The 19,524-nt window shown below is 68.8% G+C and carries 13 protein-coding genes; 3 read left to right on the plus strand and 10 right to left on the minus strand.

Annotated elements, in window-relative coordinates; translation table 11 throughout:
* Positions 1-89 precede the first annotated feature (89 nt).
* The gene (locus CW348_RS10880) at positions 90-644 is read right to left on the minus strand and encodes an HNH endonuclease (RefSeq protein WP_011292634.1); all 555 of its coding nucleotides are present in this window, start codon (positions 642-644) and stop codon (positions 90-92) included.
* Positions 645-1,161: 517 nt separating this feature from the next.
* Here CW348_RS10880 and CW348_RS10885 point away from each other — a divergent pair.
* The 3 genes from CW348_RS10885 (at position 1,162) to CW348_RS10895 (ending at position 5,041) form a co-directional block, all read left to right on the plus strand.
* On the plus strand, positions 1,162-3,270 hold the full coding sequence (locus CW348_RS10885) for a prolyl oligopeptidase family protein (protein ID WP_104612602.1): 2,109 nt from the start codon (positions 1,162-1,164) through the stop codon (positions 3,268-3,270).
* 83 nt (positions 3,271-3,353) lie between these two features.
* Positions 3,354-3,803, plus strand: a complete 450-nt coding sequence (locus CW348_RS10890) for a thioesterase family protein (protein WP_104612603.1) — start codon at positions 3,354-3,356, stop codon at positions 3,801-3,803.
* The gene (locus CW348_RS10895) at positions 3,800-5,041 is read left to right on the plus strand and encodes an MFS transporter (protein WP_081638452.1); all 1,242 of its coding nucleotides are present in this window, start codon (positions 3,800-3,802) and stop codon (positions 5,039-5,041) included. Before CW348_RS10890 ends, CW348_RS10895 begins: the two co-directional genes overlap by 4 nt.
* A gap of 45 nt (positions 5,042-5,086) precedes the next feature.
* On the opposite strand, the gene CW348_RS10900 is transcribed toward CW348_RS10895, so the two are convergent.
* The 9 genes from CW348_RS10900 to cobC all read right to left on the minus strand — a co-directional run bounded on the left by CW348_RS10900 (position 5,087) and on the right by cobC (position 19,435).
* The gene (locus CW348_RS10900) at positions 5,087-5,554 is read right to left on the minus strand and encodes a globin (RefSeq protein ID WP_038044003.1); all 468 of its coding nucleotides are present in this window, start codon (positions 5,552-5,554) and stop codon (positions 5,087-5,089) included.
* A 132-nt stretch (positions 5,555-5,686) separates the two neighbouring features.
* The gene (gene ettA, locus CW348_RS10905; RefSeq protein ID WP_016189024.1) at positions 5,687-7,351 is read right to left on the minus strand and encodes an energy-dependent translational throttle protein EttA; all 1,665 of its coding nucleotides are present in this window, start codon (positions 7,349-7,351) and stop codon (positions 5,687-5,689) included.
* Between the two features lie 95 nt (positions 7,352-7,446).
* Complete coding sequence (locus tag CW348_RS10910) at positions 7,447-8,523, minus strand: DUF4192 domain-containing protein (protein ID WP_016189025.1); 1,077 nt, start codon at positions 8,521-8,523, stop codon at positions 7,447-7,449.
* A 64-nt stretch (positions 8,524-8,587) separates the two neighbouring features.
* Complete coding sequence (locus tag CW348_RS10915) at positions 8,588-9,934, minus strand: GGDEF domain-containing protein (protein WP_011292641.1); 1,347 nt, start codon at positions 9,932-9,934, stop codon at positions 8,588-8,590.
* Between the two features lie 324 nt (positions 9,935-10,258).
* Positions 10,259-12,280: a YfjP family GTPase gene (locus CW348_RS10920; protein WP_104612604.1), complete on the minus strand. Its 2,022-nt coding sequence runs from the start codon at positions 12,278-12,280 to the stop codon at positions 10,259-10,261.
* 41 nt (positions 12,281-12,321) lie between these two features.
* Positions 12,322-14,181 (minus strand): GTPase, encoded by a 1,860-nt coding sequence (locus CW348_RS10925; protein ID WP_011292643.1) that lies wholly within the window; start codon positions 14,179-14,181, stop codon positions 12,322-12,324.
* A gap of 61 nt (positions 14,182-14,242) precedes the next feature.
* Entirely contained in the window at positions 14,243-15,523 is a 1,281-nt protein-coding gene (gene cobA / locus CW348_RS10930; RefSeq protein ID WP_173668447.1) for a uroporphyrinogen-III C-methyltransferase, read from the minus strand.
* A gap of 385 nt (positions 15,524-15,908) precedes the next feature.
* Positions 15,909-18,227 (minus strand): nicotinate-nucleotide--dimethylbenzimidazole phosphoribosyltransferase, encoded by a 2,319-nt coding sequence (gene cobT / locus CW348_RS10935; protein WP_227481047.1) that lies wholly within the window; start codon positions 18,225-18,227, stop codon positions 15,909-15,911.
* A 197-nt stretch (positions 18,228-18,424) separates the two neighbouring features.
* Positions 18,425-19,435 (minus strand): Rv2231c family pyridoxal phosphate-dependent protein CobC, encoded by a 1,011-nt coding sequence (gene cobC / locus CW348_RS10940; protein WP_011292646.1) that lies wholly within the window; start codon positions 19,433-19,435, stop codon positions 18,425-18,427.
* Positions 19,436-19,524 lie beyond the last annotated feature (89 nt).

Raw genomic sequence — 19,524 nt, forward strand, 5'->3', positions numbered from 1 at the left:
CCACCCCAGAGGCACGCGCCTGGTGGTGTCACTGGTGGATCGTCTGGTCCCCGGGACCGAGACGAACCCCCGGCCCCGGGATGTCCTCCTCAGACTTTCACCCTCGCCATATAGGGGGCCCAAAGGGGGTCAGTGTGGTGGTCACCGTTGATGAGGCGCCAATGAATCCCCCGCGGAACTGTGGGGGTGACACGTAGTTTCCAACCGAGTTCTTCAAGGAGGCGGTCGGCCTTACGGTGGTTGCAGGATCTGCAGGCCGCCACCACGTTCTCCCAGACGTGCTGTCCCCCGCGGCTGCGCGGAATAACGTGGTCGATCGTCTCGGCACGTCTGTCACAATAGGCACAGTGGTATCCGTCGCGCCGCATGAGCGCCACGCGGGTCAGCGGAATCCTGCGCCGATAGGGCACCCGGATGTAGCGGAGCAGCCGGATGACCGACGGCACGGAGAACGCCATCGTGCTCGAATGGAGCACAGCTCCGGTAGAGTCGCTGTGCACCACCTCGGCTTTCTCCCGCAGGACTAGCAGGACCGCGCGTCGCAACGGCACGGTGGTCAATGGTTCATAGCTCGCGTTGAGAAGCAGTACGTGACGGCGGATCTGTGGTGGGCCGCCTTCCGTAGTATTCTGTGCGGCGCTCATGGCCGCCTCCGGTAGGCCGACGTGTCGACCACACGTATCTCTTCTCCGGCTAGCCACCCGGCTAGCCAGAAGGCCTCCTTGTGGACCGGCCCAAGAGCCGGCGTTCTTCGTTGTGCCACACGGACCTCCCGTGGGTGGGTTCCCGCCGAGTTGTGTCCCTTCTTCAGTTTGCGTGCTGAGGGTCGGTCATTGCCACCCCATTTCTCCGCAACACTGCCAGAAACCTCCGTGAATGATCTGGGCTTCCAACGGGAAACCCCGCAGCGGCAGTACGGGAGCCCTCCGGCGCACGCTCGGCGGGACGGGCGACGGTGCACCGCAGTGTTGCCACCTTCACACGGATACCCAGCTCCGGCCCGCTGCCGCCACCGACCCCATACCCCGGTAGGCCGTCCATGCCCGCGGTGTCGACCGGCCGCGCCGATCCTCCTCCCAGCAGGCAGGGGAAGCGGACTGCTTCCCACCGGAAACAGCGTATGACCTCGGGTACTGTCCTGCTGCGGCTAGAGTTCTGGGCATGTCTCGTCTCCCTTCCTATCCCTTTGCTGAGCGCTGGGAATTGACTGACGTGCTCCACGGCCAGACGGTCGCGGACCCCTACCGCTGGCTGGAGCAGACTGACCTCGCCGCCACCAAAGAGTGGTCGCAAAGCCAGGACGCGCTGTTCACAGCAGCATCCGCGATGTGGTCGGCCACCGACTGGTTCCGGACGCGGCTGCGGGCCCTGATGAATGCCGGCTCGGTGGGGGCACCGGTTTGGCGGGGACAGCGTCGCCTGTTCGTGCGGCGCGCCGCCGACCAGGAGCACGCGGTGCTCTACGTCCAGGACGGTTCAGGACCGGAACGGGTCCTCATCGACCCCACCGAACTGAACCCGGAAGGCACCACCACCCTGGACTCGTGGGTGGTGGACTGGGAGGGACGGCTGCTGGCCTACCAGTTGTCCGATAACGGAGACGAGCAGTCCCGGCTGTGGGTGATGGACATCGACACCGGGGAGAACATCGACGGCCCCATCGACCGCTGCTCCTACTCCCCGGTCGCGTGGCTGCCGGGCCGTGACGCGTTCTACTATGTGCGCCGCCTCGCCCCCGAACTGGTCCCCGAAGGAGAAGAGCAGTACCACCGGCGGGTCTACCTGCACCGGGTGGGCACCTCCCCGGAAGAGGACACGCTGATCTTCGGGGAAGGGCGGGACAAAACCGAATACTTCGGGGTGGCGGTCAGCCGCGACGGCAGGTGGCTGACGCTCACCGCTTCGCCGGGCACCGCGCCCCGCAACGACGCGTGGATCGCGGACCTCACCGTGTCCGCCCCGGAAGCGCCGCGCTTCACCGAGATCCAGACCGGTGTGGACGCTGAAACCTTCCCTCATGTGGGCCGCGACGGCAGGCTGTACCTCTTCACCGACCTGGACGCGCCGCGGGGACGGCTGTGCGTGGCCGACCCGGCCTCGCCCACCCCGGACCACTGGCAGACCCTGATCGCCAGCGACCCGGACGCGGTCCTCAGCGGGTATGCGATCCTCGACGGCGCGGAACTGGACACTCCGGTGCTCCTCGCCCGGTGGGAGCGGCACGCGCTCAGTGAACTCAGTGTGCACCACCTCGCCACCGGGGAGCGGATCCGGAACCTTCCCCTGCCCGGCCTCGGGTCGGTGGGCAGCATCACCGCCCGCCCCGAAGGCGGCACGGAAGCGTGGTTCACCTACACCGACTACACGTCGCCGACCGCGGTCTACCGGTACGACGCGCGCACCCACGACGTGGTGCTCTGGCAGAAGTCCCCGGGAACAGTGGAGGCTCCCCCAGTCCGCACCGAGCAGGTCACCTACACCTCCCGGGACGGCACCCCGGTGCGGATGCTGGTGGTCTCCCCGCCGGACCGGGAGGGGCCCCGTCCCGCCATCCTGTACGGGTACGGCGGTTTCGGGATCTCGCTGACCCCGGCCTATTCGGCGTCGATCCTGGCGTGGGTGGCGGCCGGTGGCGTCTACGCGGTCGCCTCGCTCCGCGGCGGCCTCGAAGAAGGCGAAGAGTGGCATCGGGCAGGCATGCTCGGCAACAAGCAGAACGTTTTCGACGACTGCCATGCCGCTGCCGAATACCTGGTCGACGCGGGGTTCACCACTCGGGAGCAGCTTTCCGTGATGGGCGGCAGCAACGGAGGGCTGCTCGTCGGAGCCGCTATCACCCAGCGTCCCGAGTTGTATGCCGCGGCCGTGTGCTCCGCCCCGCTGCTGGACATGGTGCGATATGAACAATTCGGGCTGGGGCAGTTGTGGAGCGTGGAATACGGCAGCGCCAGCGACCCGGAAGCGTTGCAGTCGCTGCTCGCCTACTCCCCGTACCACAACGTCCGGGAAGGGGTGCGCTATCCGGCGACCCTGTTCACGGTCTTCGAAAACGACACCCGGGTCGACCCGTTGCACGCCCGCAAAATGTGTGCGGCGCTCCAACACGCCACCTCGGCCGCTCCGGAGGAAGCCCCGATCCTGCTGCGCCGGGAGACTGACGTGGGGCACAGCACGCGTTCCGTGAGCCGCAGCGTCCGGCTCGCCGCGGACCAGTTGGCTTTCCTCGCCCATTACACCGGGTTGCGGGTCACCGACCGTACTGGAGGGTAGGGAACGCTACCCCGGGTGTCCGCTGCGCTGCTCGAACTTGCCACAATCGGCGGGTAACCACGACCGACGGAAAGGTAGGACCAGTGAGCGGGACAGCCGTGCAGGAAGGCACCAGCGTGGAAACCCCGACCGGGCAGCGGCACGTCTTCCTGGGGCACGTCCGCTTCGCCGACTTGGATCCGCTCAACCACGTTAACAATGTGCGGATGCTGACGTACCTCGAAGACGCCCGCATCTCCCTTCTCCGCTGGGACGACGCGGACAGCTCTTCCCGGTTCGGTGACGTGGTGGTGGCTCGGCACGAAGTCGACTATCTGCGGCCGTTGCAGATGCGCCGCGACCCCTTCCGGGTGGAGACGTGGGTCACCGAGATCAGGAACGCCAGTTTCACCGTGCGCTACGAGATCCTCGACGATGACGCGGTGTACCTCAAAGCGCTGTCGGTACTGGTCGCCTACGACCTCGCCCAACAGCATCCGCGGCGGCTGAGCCCGGAGGAACGCGCCCACTTGGCGCGGTATTACCTCCCATGAGGTGGGGGCTCCAGCGGGCGGCCGCGCGGGCCCGGTCTTTACGGCCGGGACGGCGCTGGCTGGTCTTGGGGCTGGCGGTCGCCGCGCAGATCGCGAGCCTATCCGCGTTGTTCGGGGTGGCGTTTGTCATCCCCGAACTGCGGCAGGCCTACGGGATCACTGTGGCCCGCGCAGGCACGCTCGCTGGGCTTCCCAGTCTCGGCCTGCTCCTCACCCTTCTAGGGTGGGGTGTCCTCATCGACCGTTACGGGGAGCGTCTCACTATGGCGGTGAGCTTGGGGGCCACCGCTGGTCTTCTCGCTGTGTTCCCGCTGGTCGACACGGCGCTAGGTGCGGGCCTCGTGCTGTTCGGTGTGGGCGCGGTCGCCGGTCCAGTGAACGCGGCCAGCGGCCGTCTCGTCATGGGCTGGTTCGCGGCCCGGGAACGCGGCCTGGCCATGGGACTGCGGCAGACCGCCCAGCCGCTCGGCATGGGGCTGTCGGCGGCACTGCTGCCGGTCCTCGCCCACCACTACGGAGTCGGTGTGGCGATGCTGCTGCCCGGGGTCCTGGCCGTGGCCGTACTTCCGCTGGTGGTCAAATTCGCGGTCCCTCCTGGGAAGGCTGTCGCTGCGGGCCCGGCAGCGGATGCCCCGCAGCCTCAGCGGGCAGGCTCCTCGCCCTACCGGCATGCCGCGATCTGGCGGGTCCACGCGGTGAGCATGCTGTTGGGGGTGCCGCAGTTCACTGTGGCCACGTTCGCGCTGGTCTACCTGGTCGACCAGCAGTCGTGGACTGCCCCGGCGGCGGGGGCGCTCATGGCCGCGGTGTACGTGCCCGGCGCGGCAGCGCGGCTCGGGGCCGGGGTCTGGTCGGACCGGGTGGGTAGTCGCCTTCGCCCAGTACGGATCATCGCCTGCTGCGGGGCGGTAGCGCTGGTCCTGTTGGCCGCCGCATCGCCGCTTCCCGGGATTGCCGTGGTGCTGCTCGTGCTCGCCGCAGTGCTGACGATGAGCCACAACGGGTTGACGTTCACGGCGGTCGGGGAAACCGCGGGGCTTGGCTGGGCGGGCCGGGCCATGGCTGTCCAAAACACGTTGCAGGCGGTGAGCTCCACCCTCACCCCCGTGGTGATGGGGGTGCTCATCGACTGGGCAGGCTACCGCACGGCTTTTGCCGCGGCAGCACTGTTCAGCGCCGCCGCGGCCGTGTTGCTCACTCCGCCCCAGTCCGGTCGCCGTGCCGCGGTGCGGCAGTGACAGCCGGAATGCCATTCGTGCGACCGCCTCGCGCGGGAGGATGGGTCACCGCAGCGAGATCCGGATCGTCTCCCCCTCGTCGCCGCGGTCGCGCTCGTTCGAGGTCACGGTGAAAGAGCGCTGCACCATGGGAGGCTGCGCGTCTTCCGGCACGTTCACCATGGCATAGGCGGCGTAGACCAGGTACTCCCACAACTGCTGTTCCAGGTGGGCGGGCAAGGCGAGGTCGTCGACCGCTGCGCGCATGTGCGTCAGCCAGCGGTCGCGTTCTTCCGCCCCAATGCGGTACGGGAAATGCCGCATCCGCAGCCGGGGATGCCCGCGCCGTTCACTGTAGGTCCGTGGACCACCCCAGTACTGCATGAGGAAGAGGCGCAGCCGTTCCTCGGCGGGCCCCAAATCCTCTTCGGGGTACATGGGGCGTAGCACGGGGTCGGCGGCTACCCCCTCGTAGAAGCGGCGGGCGAGTCGGGTGAACGTCTCCTCACCGCCGACCGCCTCGTAGAAGGTCATCTGGTCATCGTGCTGGGAAGTCATAGCGCCTACAGGGTATGTGCTGGCCTCCCCGAGCGCGCTGCGGGTTCCGCTCCGTTCCCGCGGAACCCGCACCACAGTCGCGTCCCACCGGGACGGCGGAAGCCTCGGTCAGTCACGCGTGAGCTTGCGGTGGGTGACGGCGTGCGGGCGAGCGGCTTCGGGGCCCAGCCGTTCGATCTTGTTCTTCTCATACTGTTCGAAGTTGCCCTCGAACCAGAACCAGTTAGCGCCACCCTCCCACGCGAGAATGTGGGTGGCGACCCGGTCCAGGAACCAGCGGTCGTGGCTGGTGATCACAGCGCAGCCGGGGAAGTCCAGCAGCGCCTTCTCCAGCGAGCCGAGGGTCTCCACGTCCAGGTCGTTCGTGGGCTCGTCCAACAGCAGCAGGTTGCCGCCCTGCTTGAGGGTCAGCGCCAGGTTGACCCGGTTGCGTTCCCCACCGGAGAGCACTCCCGCCTTCTTCTGCTGGTCGGATCCCTTGAACCCGAAGGCGGCGACATAGGCGCGGCTGGGGATCTCCACGTTGCCGACACGAATGAAGCTCTCCCCGTCGGAGATCACTTCCCAGACCGTCTTCTCGTCGTCGATCCGGCCCCGGTACTGGTCGACGTAGGAGATCTTGACGGTTTCGCCGATGGTGATGGTGCCGCTGTCGGGCTGCTCCTCGCCGACGATCATCTTGAACAGCGTGGTCTTGCCTACGCCGTTGGGGCCGATGACACCGACGATGCCGTTCGGCGGCAGGGAGAAGCTCAAGTCCTCGATGAGGATGCGGTCGCCGAACCCCTTGGTGAGGTTCTTGACTTCGACCACGGTGCTGCCCAGGCGCGGGCCCGGCGGAATCTGGATCTCCTCGAAGTCCAGCTTGCGGGTCTTCGCGGCCTCAGCGGCCATCTCCTCGTAGCGCTGCAGACGCGCCTTGTTCTTGGCCTGCCGGGCCTTGGGGTTGGAGCGGACCCACTCCAACTCCTCTTGGAGGCGCTTCTTCCGCTTGGCGTCCTTGGCGCCCTCCACCTTCAGTCGGGCAGCCTTGGTCTCCAGGTAGGTGGTGTAGTTGCCTTCGTAGGGGTAGAGCTTGCCGCGGTCCAGCTCCAGGATCCAGGTGGCGACGTTGTCCAGGAAGTAGCGGTCGTGGGTGATCGCGATGACCGTGCCCGGGTACTTCTCCAGGTGCTGTTCCAGCCACTGCACGCTCTCGGCGTCCAAGTGGTTGGTGGGCTCGTCCAGCAGCAGCAGGTCGGGCTGTTCGAGGAGGAGCTTACACAGGGCGACCCGGCGCTTCTCCCCACCGGAGAGCACGGAGACGTCCGCGTCGGCCGGCGGGCAGCGGAGCGCGTCCATGGCCTGCGCCAACTGGCTGTCCAGGTCCCAGGCGTTGCGGCGGTCCAGCTCCTCCTGCAGCTTGCCCATCTCCTCGAGCAGCTTGTCGGAGTAGTCCGTGGCCAGCTTCTCAGCGATCTCGTTGAAGCGGTCGAGCATCGCCTTGGTTTCCGCAACGCCGTCCTGCACGTTCTCCAGCACGGTCTTGGCGGGGTCGAGTTGCGGCTCCTGGGCGAGCAGGCCGACGGTGTATCCGGGCATGAGGCGCGCCTCGCCGTTGGAGGGCTGCTCAATACCAGCCATCAGTTTCAACAGCGTGGACTTGCCCGCACCGTTGGGGCCCACGACGCCGATCTTGGCGCCGGGGAGAAAGGCGCCCGACACATCGTCCAGGACAACCTTGTCACCGTGCGCTTTACGCACGTTTCGCATCGTGAAGATGTACTCCGCCATGTCTTCCAGCCTAGGCCGTTCCGCGCCCTGCACCGACCAGAGCCACGGGGCGCCCGTGTCGGTTTAACACCCGTATGAACCCTGATACGGGCTGGTCAATTCCCATGTCCTGCCTGCGGTGTGGCTTCCTCGCTGATCGGGGCATACTCAGCAAGCCAGTCAGGGGTGAAACCTTCCCACCGGTGGGGTGGGAGCCCGTAGCGCACCGCCCGGCGGACGAGCCGGGCCATGGAATACTCCGGGTCGACCTCCAATGCCCGGTCCACGGCGACGTCGGCGAGGAACGGGTCGTCATTCTGCCACGCGGCGAAGCCGAGCAGGGCTGCGGGCGCCGCCGCATAGTCGGGGTCGACGTGGCGCAGCACGTGCGACCACAAGCCGACGTGGTGGGTGAGGTGCGCACGGTCGATGTGGGCCCACGCCTCATCGCGGACCCGCGGGTGGACGAGGAGCACGCTGAGCCACGCCACCGTGTCCGGCTTTGGGGGTGGAGCACCGTCCAAGGCCGCGGCCACCACAGTGCGCACCGTGCGGACCCCCTCCGCGATGACGGCGGCTTCTCCCCGGTCGCCGGCTTCGCGGCGCAGCCGGGCGCAGCGCTCTTCAGCCTGGCGAGTGGCTCGGGTCATTGCTGCGCGCCGTGCGCCCCCGACCGGGGCGACCAGGGCCAGCAGCTCCTCCCGACTGGCGCGGACCCGCAGGCCCGCAGCGACCGCGGTAGCAGGGATCGTGGAACGGTGCACGTCGTAGACCACACCCTCTGCCGGACAGCAGACAGGGTTGGCGCACTCGTAGGACCAGTAGCGGTCCTTGGTGACCCGGAGGGTTTCGGCGACAGCGGCCCCGTGGGAGGCCAGCCGGTCCCGGACCGCAAACAGTCCGGCGACCGCTGGTTCTTCCGGGCCGTAGCCGAGGATCACCGCCCGCCGCCCGCCTTGTTCGAGGAAGGAGCGGGCAAGACTGTCGGCCAGCTCGCGGAGGAGGGGGTCGGCAGTGGTGAGCGGCGTGTAGCCCGCGGCGAAGTTGATCGCGTTGTCGCGGCCGTCAGTCCCCAGCACGAGGACGCAGTCTTCGGGATGGAAGCCGATCAGGTAGGGGACCGCGGCAATCAGGTCCACCGGGGTGCGGACGGACAGACGGACCGGCAGACGGGGATGCTTTTGAGTGGTCATGCCTCCACTGTCTGCGACCGGCATCCCGCTGCGGCAAGCCTCCGCTGCACCCTGTGGACAACTGTCAGGAGCCGCGTGAATCGGTGGGCGGGTCCGTCACGGAGCGGACCGGGACCCCCGCGGTCGTGGCGACAGGAAGGCAGACGCGGTCGCGTCCAGAGTCTTTCGCCCGGTAAAGCGCCAGGTCCGCGGCGGCCATCAGCTCCAGCAGATCCCGTCCGTGCACTCGCAGGAGAGCCACCCCGATCGAAACGGTGACGGTGATGGTGATGTCGTTGATCGGCTGCGCCATCCGCCCTACCTGGGTGCGCAGCCGCTCCGCGGTCCGGCAGGCCTCGGCCATGTCTGCTCCGGGCAGCAGCACGACGAACTCCTCCCCGCCGAACCGGCCGATCACGTCGTAGGGGCGGAGCTGCTGGCTGAGCATGGTCGCCACGTTGAGGAGCACCTGGTCGCCGACCAGATGCCCATGGGTGTCGTTGACCTTCTTGAAATGGTCGATGTCAATGATGAGAACGGCCAGCGGGCAGCCCGTCCGCAACGCCCGCGTCAGCTCGGTTTTAGCGACCCGCTCCCACGCGACCGCGTTGAGCAGGCCGGTCTTGGGATCGGTGCGTGCCGCCGTCTGCAACTGCTGGAAGAGCAGGCTCCGCTGGAGCAGGAGCACTGGGGGCAGCGCCACCAGCAGCAGGAAGAGGGAGAGCGCGCACAGGAGGGACACGATCAGTCCCACGCACACTTCGACCGCGTCCAGCAAGAGGGATTCAGAGTCCCACACTGTAGTGCGGCGGGGTTCTTCGGGGACGCTCATGCGGATCGCCCCGGTGATGAGCACCGTGTTGCACACAGTGAACAGGACCGCGCACAGGATCGCGGCCCCGATTCCCTCCCCGCTGATGAGGGCGCTCTTGCCTGCCGCCCCGGTCACCCCGTCGAGCAGGATGATCGGTCCGGGGATGAGCGCGTGGAACACGGTCGAGGAGGAGAACCCGGCGAGGGCGACCACTGCGGCGCTGAAGACGCGGCGGAAGACTACGGCGCGCTGAATGCGGTACTGCATCAGCAGGTACAGCGGGATCGGCACGATGAGCGAGTACACCGGCGGCAGCAGCAGTACCACCGGGATCCACCACGTGCCGAGCAGGTCGCGGACCATCCCCTGAGGCAGCCCTAGGCGGCGCATCGCCTCGACACAGATCGCCCCGGACATGACGATCGCCGCGGCAGTGAGGAGTTCCGCAGAGCGCAGAGCAGTCGTCCATACCCCGGCGATCGCGAGTAGCGCATCGACGGCGACGAGTGTCACCACGAAGCCGACCACGGCACGCGGCTGGGTCAACAGCGCCCACTCCCGGGGACGGAACAGCACTCGACAAGTACTCTCCGTAGTCGAATGCCGGGTGAGTGTCATCGGGGCCTCCTCGCTGTCGGCCGTCCCGGTACGGCGGGCACACCGGCCCCGCCGCAGCCCGGTCCTGTCCTCCGGTCCCGCCGGGAAAACAGAGCCCAATGGGAGACTACTTTAGGTAATATTCTAATCGCCTTTCGTGAAAACCGCCGGAGAACCAGCACATTGACAGCGGTTTTCGCCCCTGTGGCAAGCCCCGCAGAGACTATTCAGGACATCTCAGGACATGGATTCCCGCCCTCGGAGACCGACCGCCGCAGTACGAAAACGCCCGTACCGCGGTCGGATCCGCGGCACGGGCGACAAGAGCCTCAACCTGGGACGCGGTCACCGGCGTCGGGCAGGCTGCGCTTCCTCCAACGCCTGGCAGAACCGCTCGTAGTTGCGCAGCTCCTCCTCCAACGGGGCGACGACGCGCTCCAACGTAATGCGTCTGACCTGTTCAAGACCGTGCATCTCGACGTATTCGCGTTGGCGGGCAGCCTCCACCTCGACCAGGCTGCGGCAGCCCACGCCAACCAGCCAGCCCAACAGCAGCGCACCTCCGGTCAAGGCAGCGGTCAAGAACAGCAGCGCCGGTTCCACCAGGCCGCCGCCGACCCAACTGACCAGCAGCAGCGCCAGCCACACCAGGCTGCCTCCGGCCAGCGCCACCAGCAAGTACTGGACAGCCCGCACAGCCCCCCACCAGAAGGGGGCGTCCTCTTCAGGGATCGTCGCTGCAATCGCGGAGCCCAGCTCTTCGGGGAGCGTCTCCACGTGTTTGCGCGCAGCCGCCCGCACCCGCTTGGGCCACGGGTCCGGCAGCGAACCGGCCGCGGCCTCCGCTGCCGCCGCGATCGCGGTGTCGATCTCGGCGCGTTGCGCCCCCACTGGACCGGTACTCGCCTGGGTCGTGTCCTCAGTGAGGAAATCAAGCTGGGTCACGCGCAGCGGGTCGCGGCGCAGCCGCCGCGCCCAGCGGGGCAGCGGCCACCCCACGGCCCGTCCCCCGCGCCGCTGGTAGGCGGTCTCCACCGCTTCAGCAACCGCCTCCACCCCGCTGGACTCAGCCATCTGGTCCATCAGGACAGACCGGGCCGGCGGGGGCAGCTCCGCGGTGCCGCCCGCCTCACCGTAAGCAGCAAAGTCGGCGACGACCTGCTCAAGGTCGGCGGCGAGGCGCTCGATCGCGGCACGCCGATCGGCAACGGTCTCCACTAGGAGTTGCCGCAGTTCGCGCAGCCCTTCCCCGGTGACCGCAGACGTGGTCAAGATCCGGGGGTGGACTCCCGACTCGTCCTCCAGCAGTCTCCGCAAGTCGGTGAGCAGCTCCTCCACATCGTCCGGCTCCACCCGGTCAACCTGGTTGAGGACCGCCACCATGACTGCCCCGTGCCCGGACATCTCCGCAAGATAGCGGTGGTGAACCGCGGCGTCGGCGTACTTCTGCGGGTCCAACACCCAGATCAGGAGGTCCGCGGTCCGGATGAGATGGTCGGACTCGGCGGTCTGCGCGGCCCGCACCGAGTCGTGGTCGGGCAGGTCCAGCAGGATGAGCCCGGTGAGGTCGGATTCGCCGCGGTCGAGTTCGCTCACCCGGGAGTGCCGGTAGCGGGGCGGAACCCCCAACCAGTCGAGCAGGTTGTCGGCGCCTTCCGTCCCCCATACGCAGGCGTGGGCAGCGGTGGTCGTCGGCCGGGTCACTCCCACGCGGGACAACTCCAGGCCGCACAAGGCGTTGAACAGTGAGGACTTACCGCTTCCGGTCCCCCCGGCCAGCGCGACCACCGTGTGGTCGGCGGACAGCCGCAGCCGCGCCCCCGCCTGGGTGAGCAGGCGGCGGGCACGTTCAATCAACTGCGGAGCGAAATAGTCGCGGCCCAGTTCGACGAGGAGCGCAAGCGCATCGAGTTGCGAGATCAGCTCCGCGCGGGTCGTGGTCGGCATCGGCTGCCGCAGGTCGCCCCGCGTAGGCTGGTACTCCTCCTCGTCGTCCTCGGACAGCCAGGAAGGCGTGACCGCAGGCCGGGGGGGCACCGTGGGCACCGGACCGGTGCGGCGTCCGGCGATCATCTCGCCTTCCTTCACCTCGGCGAGACTCCCCACCCAGCCGGCGAGGTTGTCCGGATCATCCGGGTCGGTGCGCTTCTCCTCCGCCGGCGACGGGCTGTCCACCGGCACGATGGGACTGCCCCGGGAAGAGAAACCGCCGTCGACTGGACGGGCGGCCGGGGTGAGCGGCACCCGGTACCGGAACCCGTCGTGGGCCCGGCCACCAGAGTCTGCGGCGCGAAACTCGCCGCCCTCGCCAGAGCGATCCACGGGTGGGGGCCCGCCTGCCACATGGTCGGCTGTGTGGTCCGCCATATCGGTCTCCCGCCCTGGGCGGGCGGAGTGGGGAGGGGTAGTCATCGTGCGATCTCGAGGTGATCCGTAGCCTGGTAGAGCAGTGCGGCGTCAGAGTAGTCCGGCAGGTTTAGAGTCGCCAGCGCCTTCGCGAAGCGGTCCTTCTCCGCTTCGAAGAGCGCGCTGATCCGGGCACGCAGATCGTCACGCGCTTGGTTTCCGATGAGGCGCAGCGGCTCCGCACCGAACAAGGCCCGCAGCAACCGGCTGGGTGCGGCGTTCGGCGGCGGAGGCGCGGCTCCGTCGTGGTCGGAGATTCCGAAACCGAGCAGCCCGACGATCAAGACAAGTCCGAATGCCTCCACATCGTAGGTGAAGAAACGCGCCACCGAGCGTTTCGCAACGCCGTCCGAGGAGAGGAGCTCCGTGATCCGGGCCTGCCAGTCGCTGACAGCGGTGCGGGCCCGGAGAGCGAAGTCTGCGGGAATCCGGTCGAGAGCGTGGCGTTCCGCAACAGCGGACGCTCCAGGGACCTGCTGCCAACGCTCCATGATCGTCTCGATCGCGCGTTCCGCGGCCGAGACCACGAGCGCCGCTACGGCATCCTGGACCGCCTGCTCCAGCGCACGCACCCGAGTGCGGTCCTCCTGTTGCGGCTTGGTTTTCCGCTTGTTGCGGATCCGCAGGGAGCGCGCGAGCTCCCCGCTGGCGGCGATGTCCTGCCAGCGGGCCAGGACATTCCCCCGCAGCAGGGACGCATCCGAAGTCCCCCGCTCCACCTCGGCGAGCGCGTCGGTGAGCGCAGTGCTGGCGGTGGCAGCCAGCATCCGTCCCACCTCGGCCTGAGTCTCGACGTATTTGCCGAGCTCTGGGATCCGGGTGCGGAAACTGTCGAGCACCCCCAGCAGCGTACGGCGGGTGATCCGCTCCCGTTCCTGTTCGTCCCCGGCCACATCGGCGAGGAAGCCGCGGATCTGGTCAGCGATATTGCCGGTGAAACGCCCGCCGGCGATCTGGTCGGTCTCCGGGATTACGAACCGGGGCGCCGCACCCAGGCCGTTGGCTTCCAGCATCGCTCCGAAGTGGGCGACGATCTGCCTCCGGCCGCGCTGCGGCACGCGGGACAGCACCACGACCAGCGAGGTGTCGCGGTCCCGCGCGACCTGGAGGAACTGCCAGACTCGGGCGTCGGCGTAGCGTTTGCTGGTGGTGACGAACACCCACAGGTCGGCCGCGTCCAGGAACTTCGCGGCGAACTCGTGGTGCGCGGCAACGGCCGAGTCCACGTCGGGGGTGTCCAGCAAGGCCACGCCTTCCGGCATGTGCTCGGTAGCGGCCAGCACCAGCATGCCGTCCTTACCGGGCATGGCCAGCCCTTGCTGACGGACCCGCGGCAGCGCGGGCAGGAACGCTGTTTCACTGAACCAGTCCACGTCAGCGGGGTTGCAGGCCAGCACCGGGCTGTTCGTTGTGGGCCTCCGCACCCCGGTGGTGGTCACCTGGGTACCCACCAAGCTGTTGACCAGGGTCGACTTCCCTGCCCCCGTGGAACCGGCGACCGCGATCAACAGGGGAACGTCGGACCTACGCACTCTCGGCAGCACATAGTCGTTGAGCTGGTCGAGGACGTCGGTGCGCGCGGTACGCCCTTCCTCAGCTCCGGGGAGGCCGTCGGCGAACTCGATCGCGCGGATCCGGTCCCGCAGCGTCTCGAGGTTCCGCTCCAGGCGGGTGTCCCGGGCCATTGCCCCGCGGTGTGCCCCTCCCCCACCGCTTCTGCGCGGGCGTGCCATTGTCGACGCGCCGGCCGGGGCGTTCCCGCTCCGGACCGTACCGCGTCCCCACTCCATACCCCGCATGGGCGCGTCCGGTATCGGTTCGCCTGGTCCTGTCGCTTCCGGCACGGCAGGCGGCCGGGTCATGGCGATTCCGCCCTTCTCATCGGTATTCGTCGTCACAGCACCCGATTCCCCGCGGCCTTGATCAATTCCGACCGTTTCCTCCTGCGGGAGCGATCGGAGTTTCTGCGGCGTTTTGGCTTCTGTGCAGTATGTCAAGCTCTTGGGCCGTGTTCACTACTTCTCCGATAACGAGCACCGCCGGAGGGTGCACTCCGGCGGCGTGCGCTTCCTTTTCGACCGTTTCCAGAGTGGCGACCAGGGTGGTCTGGCTCGGCAGGGTGGCCTCCTGGATGACGGCAATAGGAGTGTGGGGATCACGACCGTACCTGATCAGCGCCTCGGCAATCCGTCCCAAGCGTTCCACTCCCATGAGCACCACGATGGTGCCGCCACTGCGGGCGAGCGTCTCCCAGTTCACGGTGGAGCGCTCGTCGCCTGGTGCGACATGGGCGGAGACGACGTGGAAGTGCTGGGCGACGCCGCGGTGCGTCACCGGGATGCCCACGCTCGCGGGAGCAGCGAGCGCACTGGTCACGCCAGGGACCACGGTGACAGGGATGCCTGCCGCGACGCACGCTGCGAGCTCTTCGCCACCGCGTCCGAAAACGAAGGGGTCGCCGCCCTTGAGACGGACCACGAACTTGCCCTGTCGCGCACGGTCGACGATCACCGCGTTGATGCCCTCTTGGGACATGGAACGGCCGTAAGGGATCTTGGCCGCGTCGATAATCTCCACGTCGCCGGACAGTTGGTCAAGCAAGCTCGTGGGGGCAAGCCGATCCACCACGACCACGTCGGCTTGCGCGAGAAGCTGCCGTCCCCGCACCGTGATCAGTCCGGGGTCCCCTGGACCGCCGCCGACCAGGGCCACGCCGCGCAGAGGAGCGCGTCCCCTGCGCGCGTCCAGAGTTCCGTCGGCCAAGCCGGTGACGATAGCGTCGCGTAGTCCCGCGGCACGCCGGGGATCAGTACCGGTGATTACTCCGACGGTGACTCCGGAAGCGCTCCCTGTTGCGGGAGTCCAGGCACTGGAGGCGTGACGGTCGTCGGCGCGCACCGACCAGATGCGTGCTTCCTCTGCTTCGGCAACCACCGCCGCGTTGACCTCGGGATCGTCCGTGGCTGCGTGGACCAGCCAGAAGCGGCCCAGCCCGGTGACGTCACCGCGGCGGTAGGGGCGCTGCTCCCAGTGGATGCGGCCGCTCTCGGCGAGCCCTTGCAGCGCAGTAGTGACGTGCGGGGAGACCACTGTGACCCGCGCTCCGGCCTCCAGGAGCACGGGGACGCGACGTTGGGCGACCTGTCCTCCGCCCACGACGAGCACGTCCCGGCCCTGAAGCCGCAAACCGAGGAGATACGTCACCGAGGCAGCCTCCAGATCCGTTGTCCCGTCTCGAACCGCTCGGGGCTCCACTGCGGTGTGTGCCGCGTCCCGGTGGACGCCTGTCTCGTCCCCACTGCCTCCTCTGTCCGGTGCCAACGGCGCGGGGTGCCCCGGAGTCTGCTCACCAGCAGTTCGGAACTGAATCCCGGCTTTGTGGACGAAACGCGGCACGATGCAAAACCCCTATGCCAGACACGGTCCAAAATACCGCGCTGGTCGCTCCCATACCGCTACTACTACCTAATGAGAGTGGTCTGTCTTGCGCGTACCGCTCCCCAAAACCGGCAGAAGATGGGGAAGCGTCCACAGGCCGGCCTGCGTCGGTGCCGCGCTACTCGGACCGCGCGGCACCGACGGACCGGAATCAGTCGCGCTGGCTCACGTGGGCGGAGTCGAAGGTCGCCACGTCTTTGAGGGCACGCGCTGCGCTCTGCACCAGCGGCAGCGCGAGCAGCGCCCCGGAGCCCTCCCCAAGCCGCAGATCCAGGTCGACCAGGGGGCGCAGGCCCAGGTGCTCCAAGACCACTGCATGCCCCGGTTCGCTGGAGCGGTGTCCGGCAATACAGGCCAGGCGCGCATCCGGGGCGAGCGCGACCGCGGCCAGGGCTGCGGCCCCGGCGATGACCCCGTCGAGGATGACCGGGACCCGCAGGGAGGCGGCGCCCAGGATGAAGCCGGCCAGGGCGGCATGCTCCAGTCCGCCCACCGCGGCCAGCACCCCGATCGGATCGGCGGGGTCGACCTGGTTGACCTGCAGCGCGGTGCGGACAACCGACACTTTGTGCGCGTACATGGCGTCGTCGATCCCGGTGCCCCGCCCGGTGACCTCCGCGGCGTCGCGGCCGGTGAACGCGGAGATCAGCGCAGCCGACGCGGTGGTGTTGGCGATTCCCATGTCCCCGGTGAGGAGGCAGCGGTTGCCTGCCGCGACCAGGTCGCGGGCGACTTCGATCCCCGCTTCGATCGCGTACTCGGCTTCCATGCGGCTCATCGCCGGGCCCTGGGTCATGTCAGCCGTACCGCGGGCGACCTTGCGGGGCAGCAGGCCGGGTACCGGGGAGAGGTCTTCGATGACGCCCACATCCACCACGGTGACCTCGGCGCCAAGCTGGGTGGCGAAGGCGTTGACCACCGCGCCGCCGTTGAGGAAGTTGCGGACCATCTGCGCGGTGACTTCCTGCGGCCACGGGGTCACCCCTTGGGCGTGGACGCCGTGGTCCGCGGCGAATACCGCCACGGACGCCGGCTCGGGGATGGGTGCCGGGCATTCGCCGGCGAGTCCCGCGAGCTGGATGGAGACTTCTTCAAGCACCCCCAAGGAGCCCGGGGGTTTGGTCATGCGGGACTGGCGTTCCCGTGCCTCCTCCATCGCCCTCTGGTTGAGCGGACCGATTTTCGCGATTGTCTCGTCCAGCAAGCTGGTGGACTCCTCCCCTGGCAGGCCGCGTTGGCCGTACTGCTCCCGGTGCACTGCCCAGGCCAGCGGGCGGCGCTGCGCCCAGCCGCCCAGGGACAGTTCGGGCTCTGGGGGGAATTCCTCCACGTAGCCGACGCACAGGTAGGCGACGATCTCCAAGTGGGGCGGGAGGCCGAGTTCGCGGGCCAGCTCCCGTTCGGAGAAGAAGCTGACCCAGCCCACACCGAGCCCTTCAGCGCGGGCGGCGAGCCACAGGTTCTCTACGGCGAGTGCGGCGGAGTAGGCCGCGGTCTGCGGTTGGGCGTGCCGTCCCAGCGTGTGCCGGCCGCCCCGAGTGTGGTCGACGGTGACCACGATGTTGAGCGGGGTGTCGAGAATCGCTTCGACTTTGAGGCCGGAGAACGCACGGGCCCGTGCCCCGGGCAGTGCCCGGGCGTAAGCCTCCCGTTGGCGCTGCACGATGTCGTGGACGCGGGCCCGGGTGTCCCGGTCCTGGATCACGACGAAGTCCCACGGCTGGGAGAAGCCGACGGAAGGCGCGTGGTGGGCTGCTTCCAGGATGCGGACCAGGACGTCGTCGGGGATCGGGTCGGGGCGGAAGCCCACCCGGACGTCGCGCCGCTCCCGGATCACCCGGTACACGGCCTCGCGTTCCACGTCGCTGTAGGCGTGGTCGGCGGGCACGGAGGCCGACTGGCTGGGCGGGTCGCTCGCGGCCGCCATACCGGCCGGTTCGGCGACGACTTCATCGGCGTACTCGACCGGTTCGGGCTCCCCGTGGGGAGCGGCATCAGGCTCCGGTTGGGGGGATGCAGCAGCCGGTTCGGGGGCGGACGGGGGCGCCGTGGACGGCGCGTTCCCGGGGCCGCTTGGTGCTTCGGATGGTGTGGCGGGCTCGGTGTGCGCCGGGGGCGGGGCTGCGGGCTCCGCGGCACCCCGCTGGACTGCGGGCTGCGGCGGGTGTTCGTCGGCGTCCCGCACCGGACCGGCGGCACGGGAAGCCTCCCCTGGGGCAGTGGCCCTGCCCTGCGGGGCAGGCGGTTCCGGTTCTGCTGGGACGGGAGGGATCGTCACCGGAGCGAGGGGGACGCGGTCGCCCGGGGAGACGGGCAGCGGAAACGCTCCCGTACCCCGCCCAGCTTCGGGAAGGCCGTCGAGGAGTCCGCCCGGTGACTGAGATCCGCTGGGCGGACGTGCCACGGTCCGGTGTTCCGGCGGAGACGGTTCAGCCGGGGGACGCAGGTCCTGCCCGGGTTCTCCCCGCATCCGTCCGTGGCCGGTATCCCGGGTGCCGCCGGGAATACTGTCTGCACGATCACCGCTCAAAGGGTCTCCTCCGTGGTCACTGATCGGTCTCGGTTTCCGGGCGACGGCGTGCGACTGGGGGAACACGCCGGACCTCCACGGCACGGCGGAGGGACGGAACCCAGGGTGTGGGGCGGTTCGCCGGCTCTTTCCTCCGCTCAGAGCAACTCTGCCAGAACTGTCACGAGCTGGGCGTTGGTCTCGGCTTGTCGGACCGCGATGCGTAAATAGTCCGTTCCAAGACCGGGGAAGGTGTCGCCGCGGCGCACCGCGATCCCCCGTTCTCTCAGGCGGCGGCGGAGCAGGTCAGCGCCGGGGGTGTGGACGAGCACGAACGATGCCCGCGGTCGAGGGGTGACGGTGAAGCCCAACGCGGTGAGGTCTGCCACGAGGCGGGTGCGGCGCACCGCGAGATCGGCTGCCCAGGCGTCGGCTTCGGCGAGGGCTCGGGGCGACGTGCATTCACGGGCCGCGACCAGTGCCGGAGTGGAAACTGCCCAGAGCGGCTGGTGTTCCGCAAAGCGGCGGACCAGTGCGGGGTCGGCCAGCAGGTAGCCGACGCGGAGTCCAGCAAGTCCCCAGGTCTTCGTGAGGCTGCGGATGACGACCAGGCCGGGCAGGTCGGTCCGCCCAGCCACGGACTCTGCTTCCCCAGGAATGCAGTCGGCGAAGGCTTCGTCGACGACGAGGATGCGGCCCGGCCGGGCGAGCGCGGCCAGGGTTGCCGCCGGGTGCAGCACGGAGGTGGGGTTGGTGGGGTTGCCGACGATGACCAGGTCTGCGTCGTCGGGGATCCGGTCGGGGTCGAGGGTGAAGTCGCCGTCCAGCACTACGCGTTCCACCGGGTGGCCGGCGGCGCGCAGTGCTGCTTCGGGCTCGGTGAACTGGGGGTGCACGACGACGGCGCGGCGCGGGGTGAGGGCACGCGCCAGCAGGACGAACGCTTCAGCTGCGCCCGCGGTGAGCAGCACGTCGGCGGGGTCGCGGCGGTGGCGGCGGGCGACAGCGTGGCGCGCCGACTCCGGATCAGGGTAGGCGGCCAGGTCGGAGAGGGAAGCGGCGAGGCGTTCCACCAGCCACTGCGGCGGGGTGCGGTCGCGCACGTTGACGGCGAAATCGAGGAGGCCGGGGCCGACCTCGGCGTCCCCGTGATGGCGTAAATCGACCATGGGCCTTCGTGCTCCCCCGTTGCACCGGTCCGGTTCCGAGGGGAACCTACCGTCGTACTGTGCGCCGCGGTGCCGCTGCCCCCGTTTTC

This window comes from Thermobifida sp., assembly GCF_017577275.1.
GTDB classification, from domain to species: domain Bacteria; phylum Actinomycetota; class Actinomycetes; order Streptosporangiales; family Streptosporangiaceae; genus Thermobifida; species Thermobifida fusca.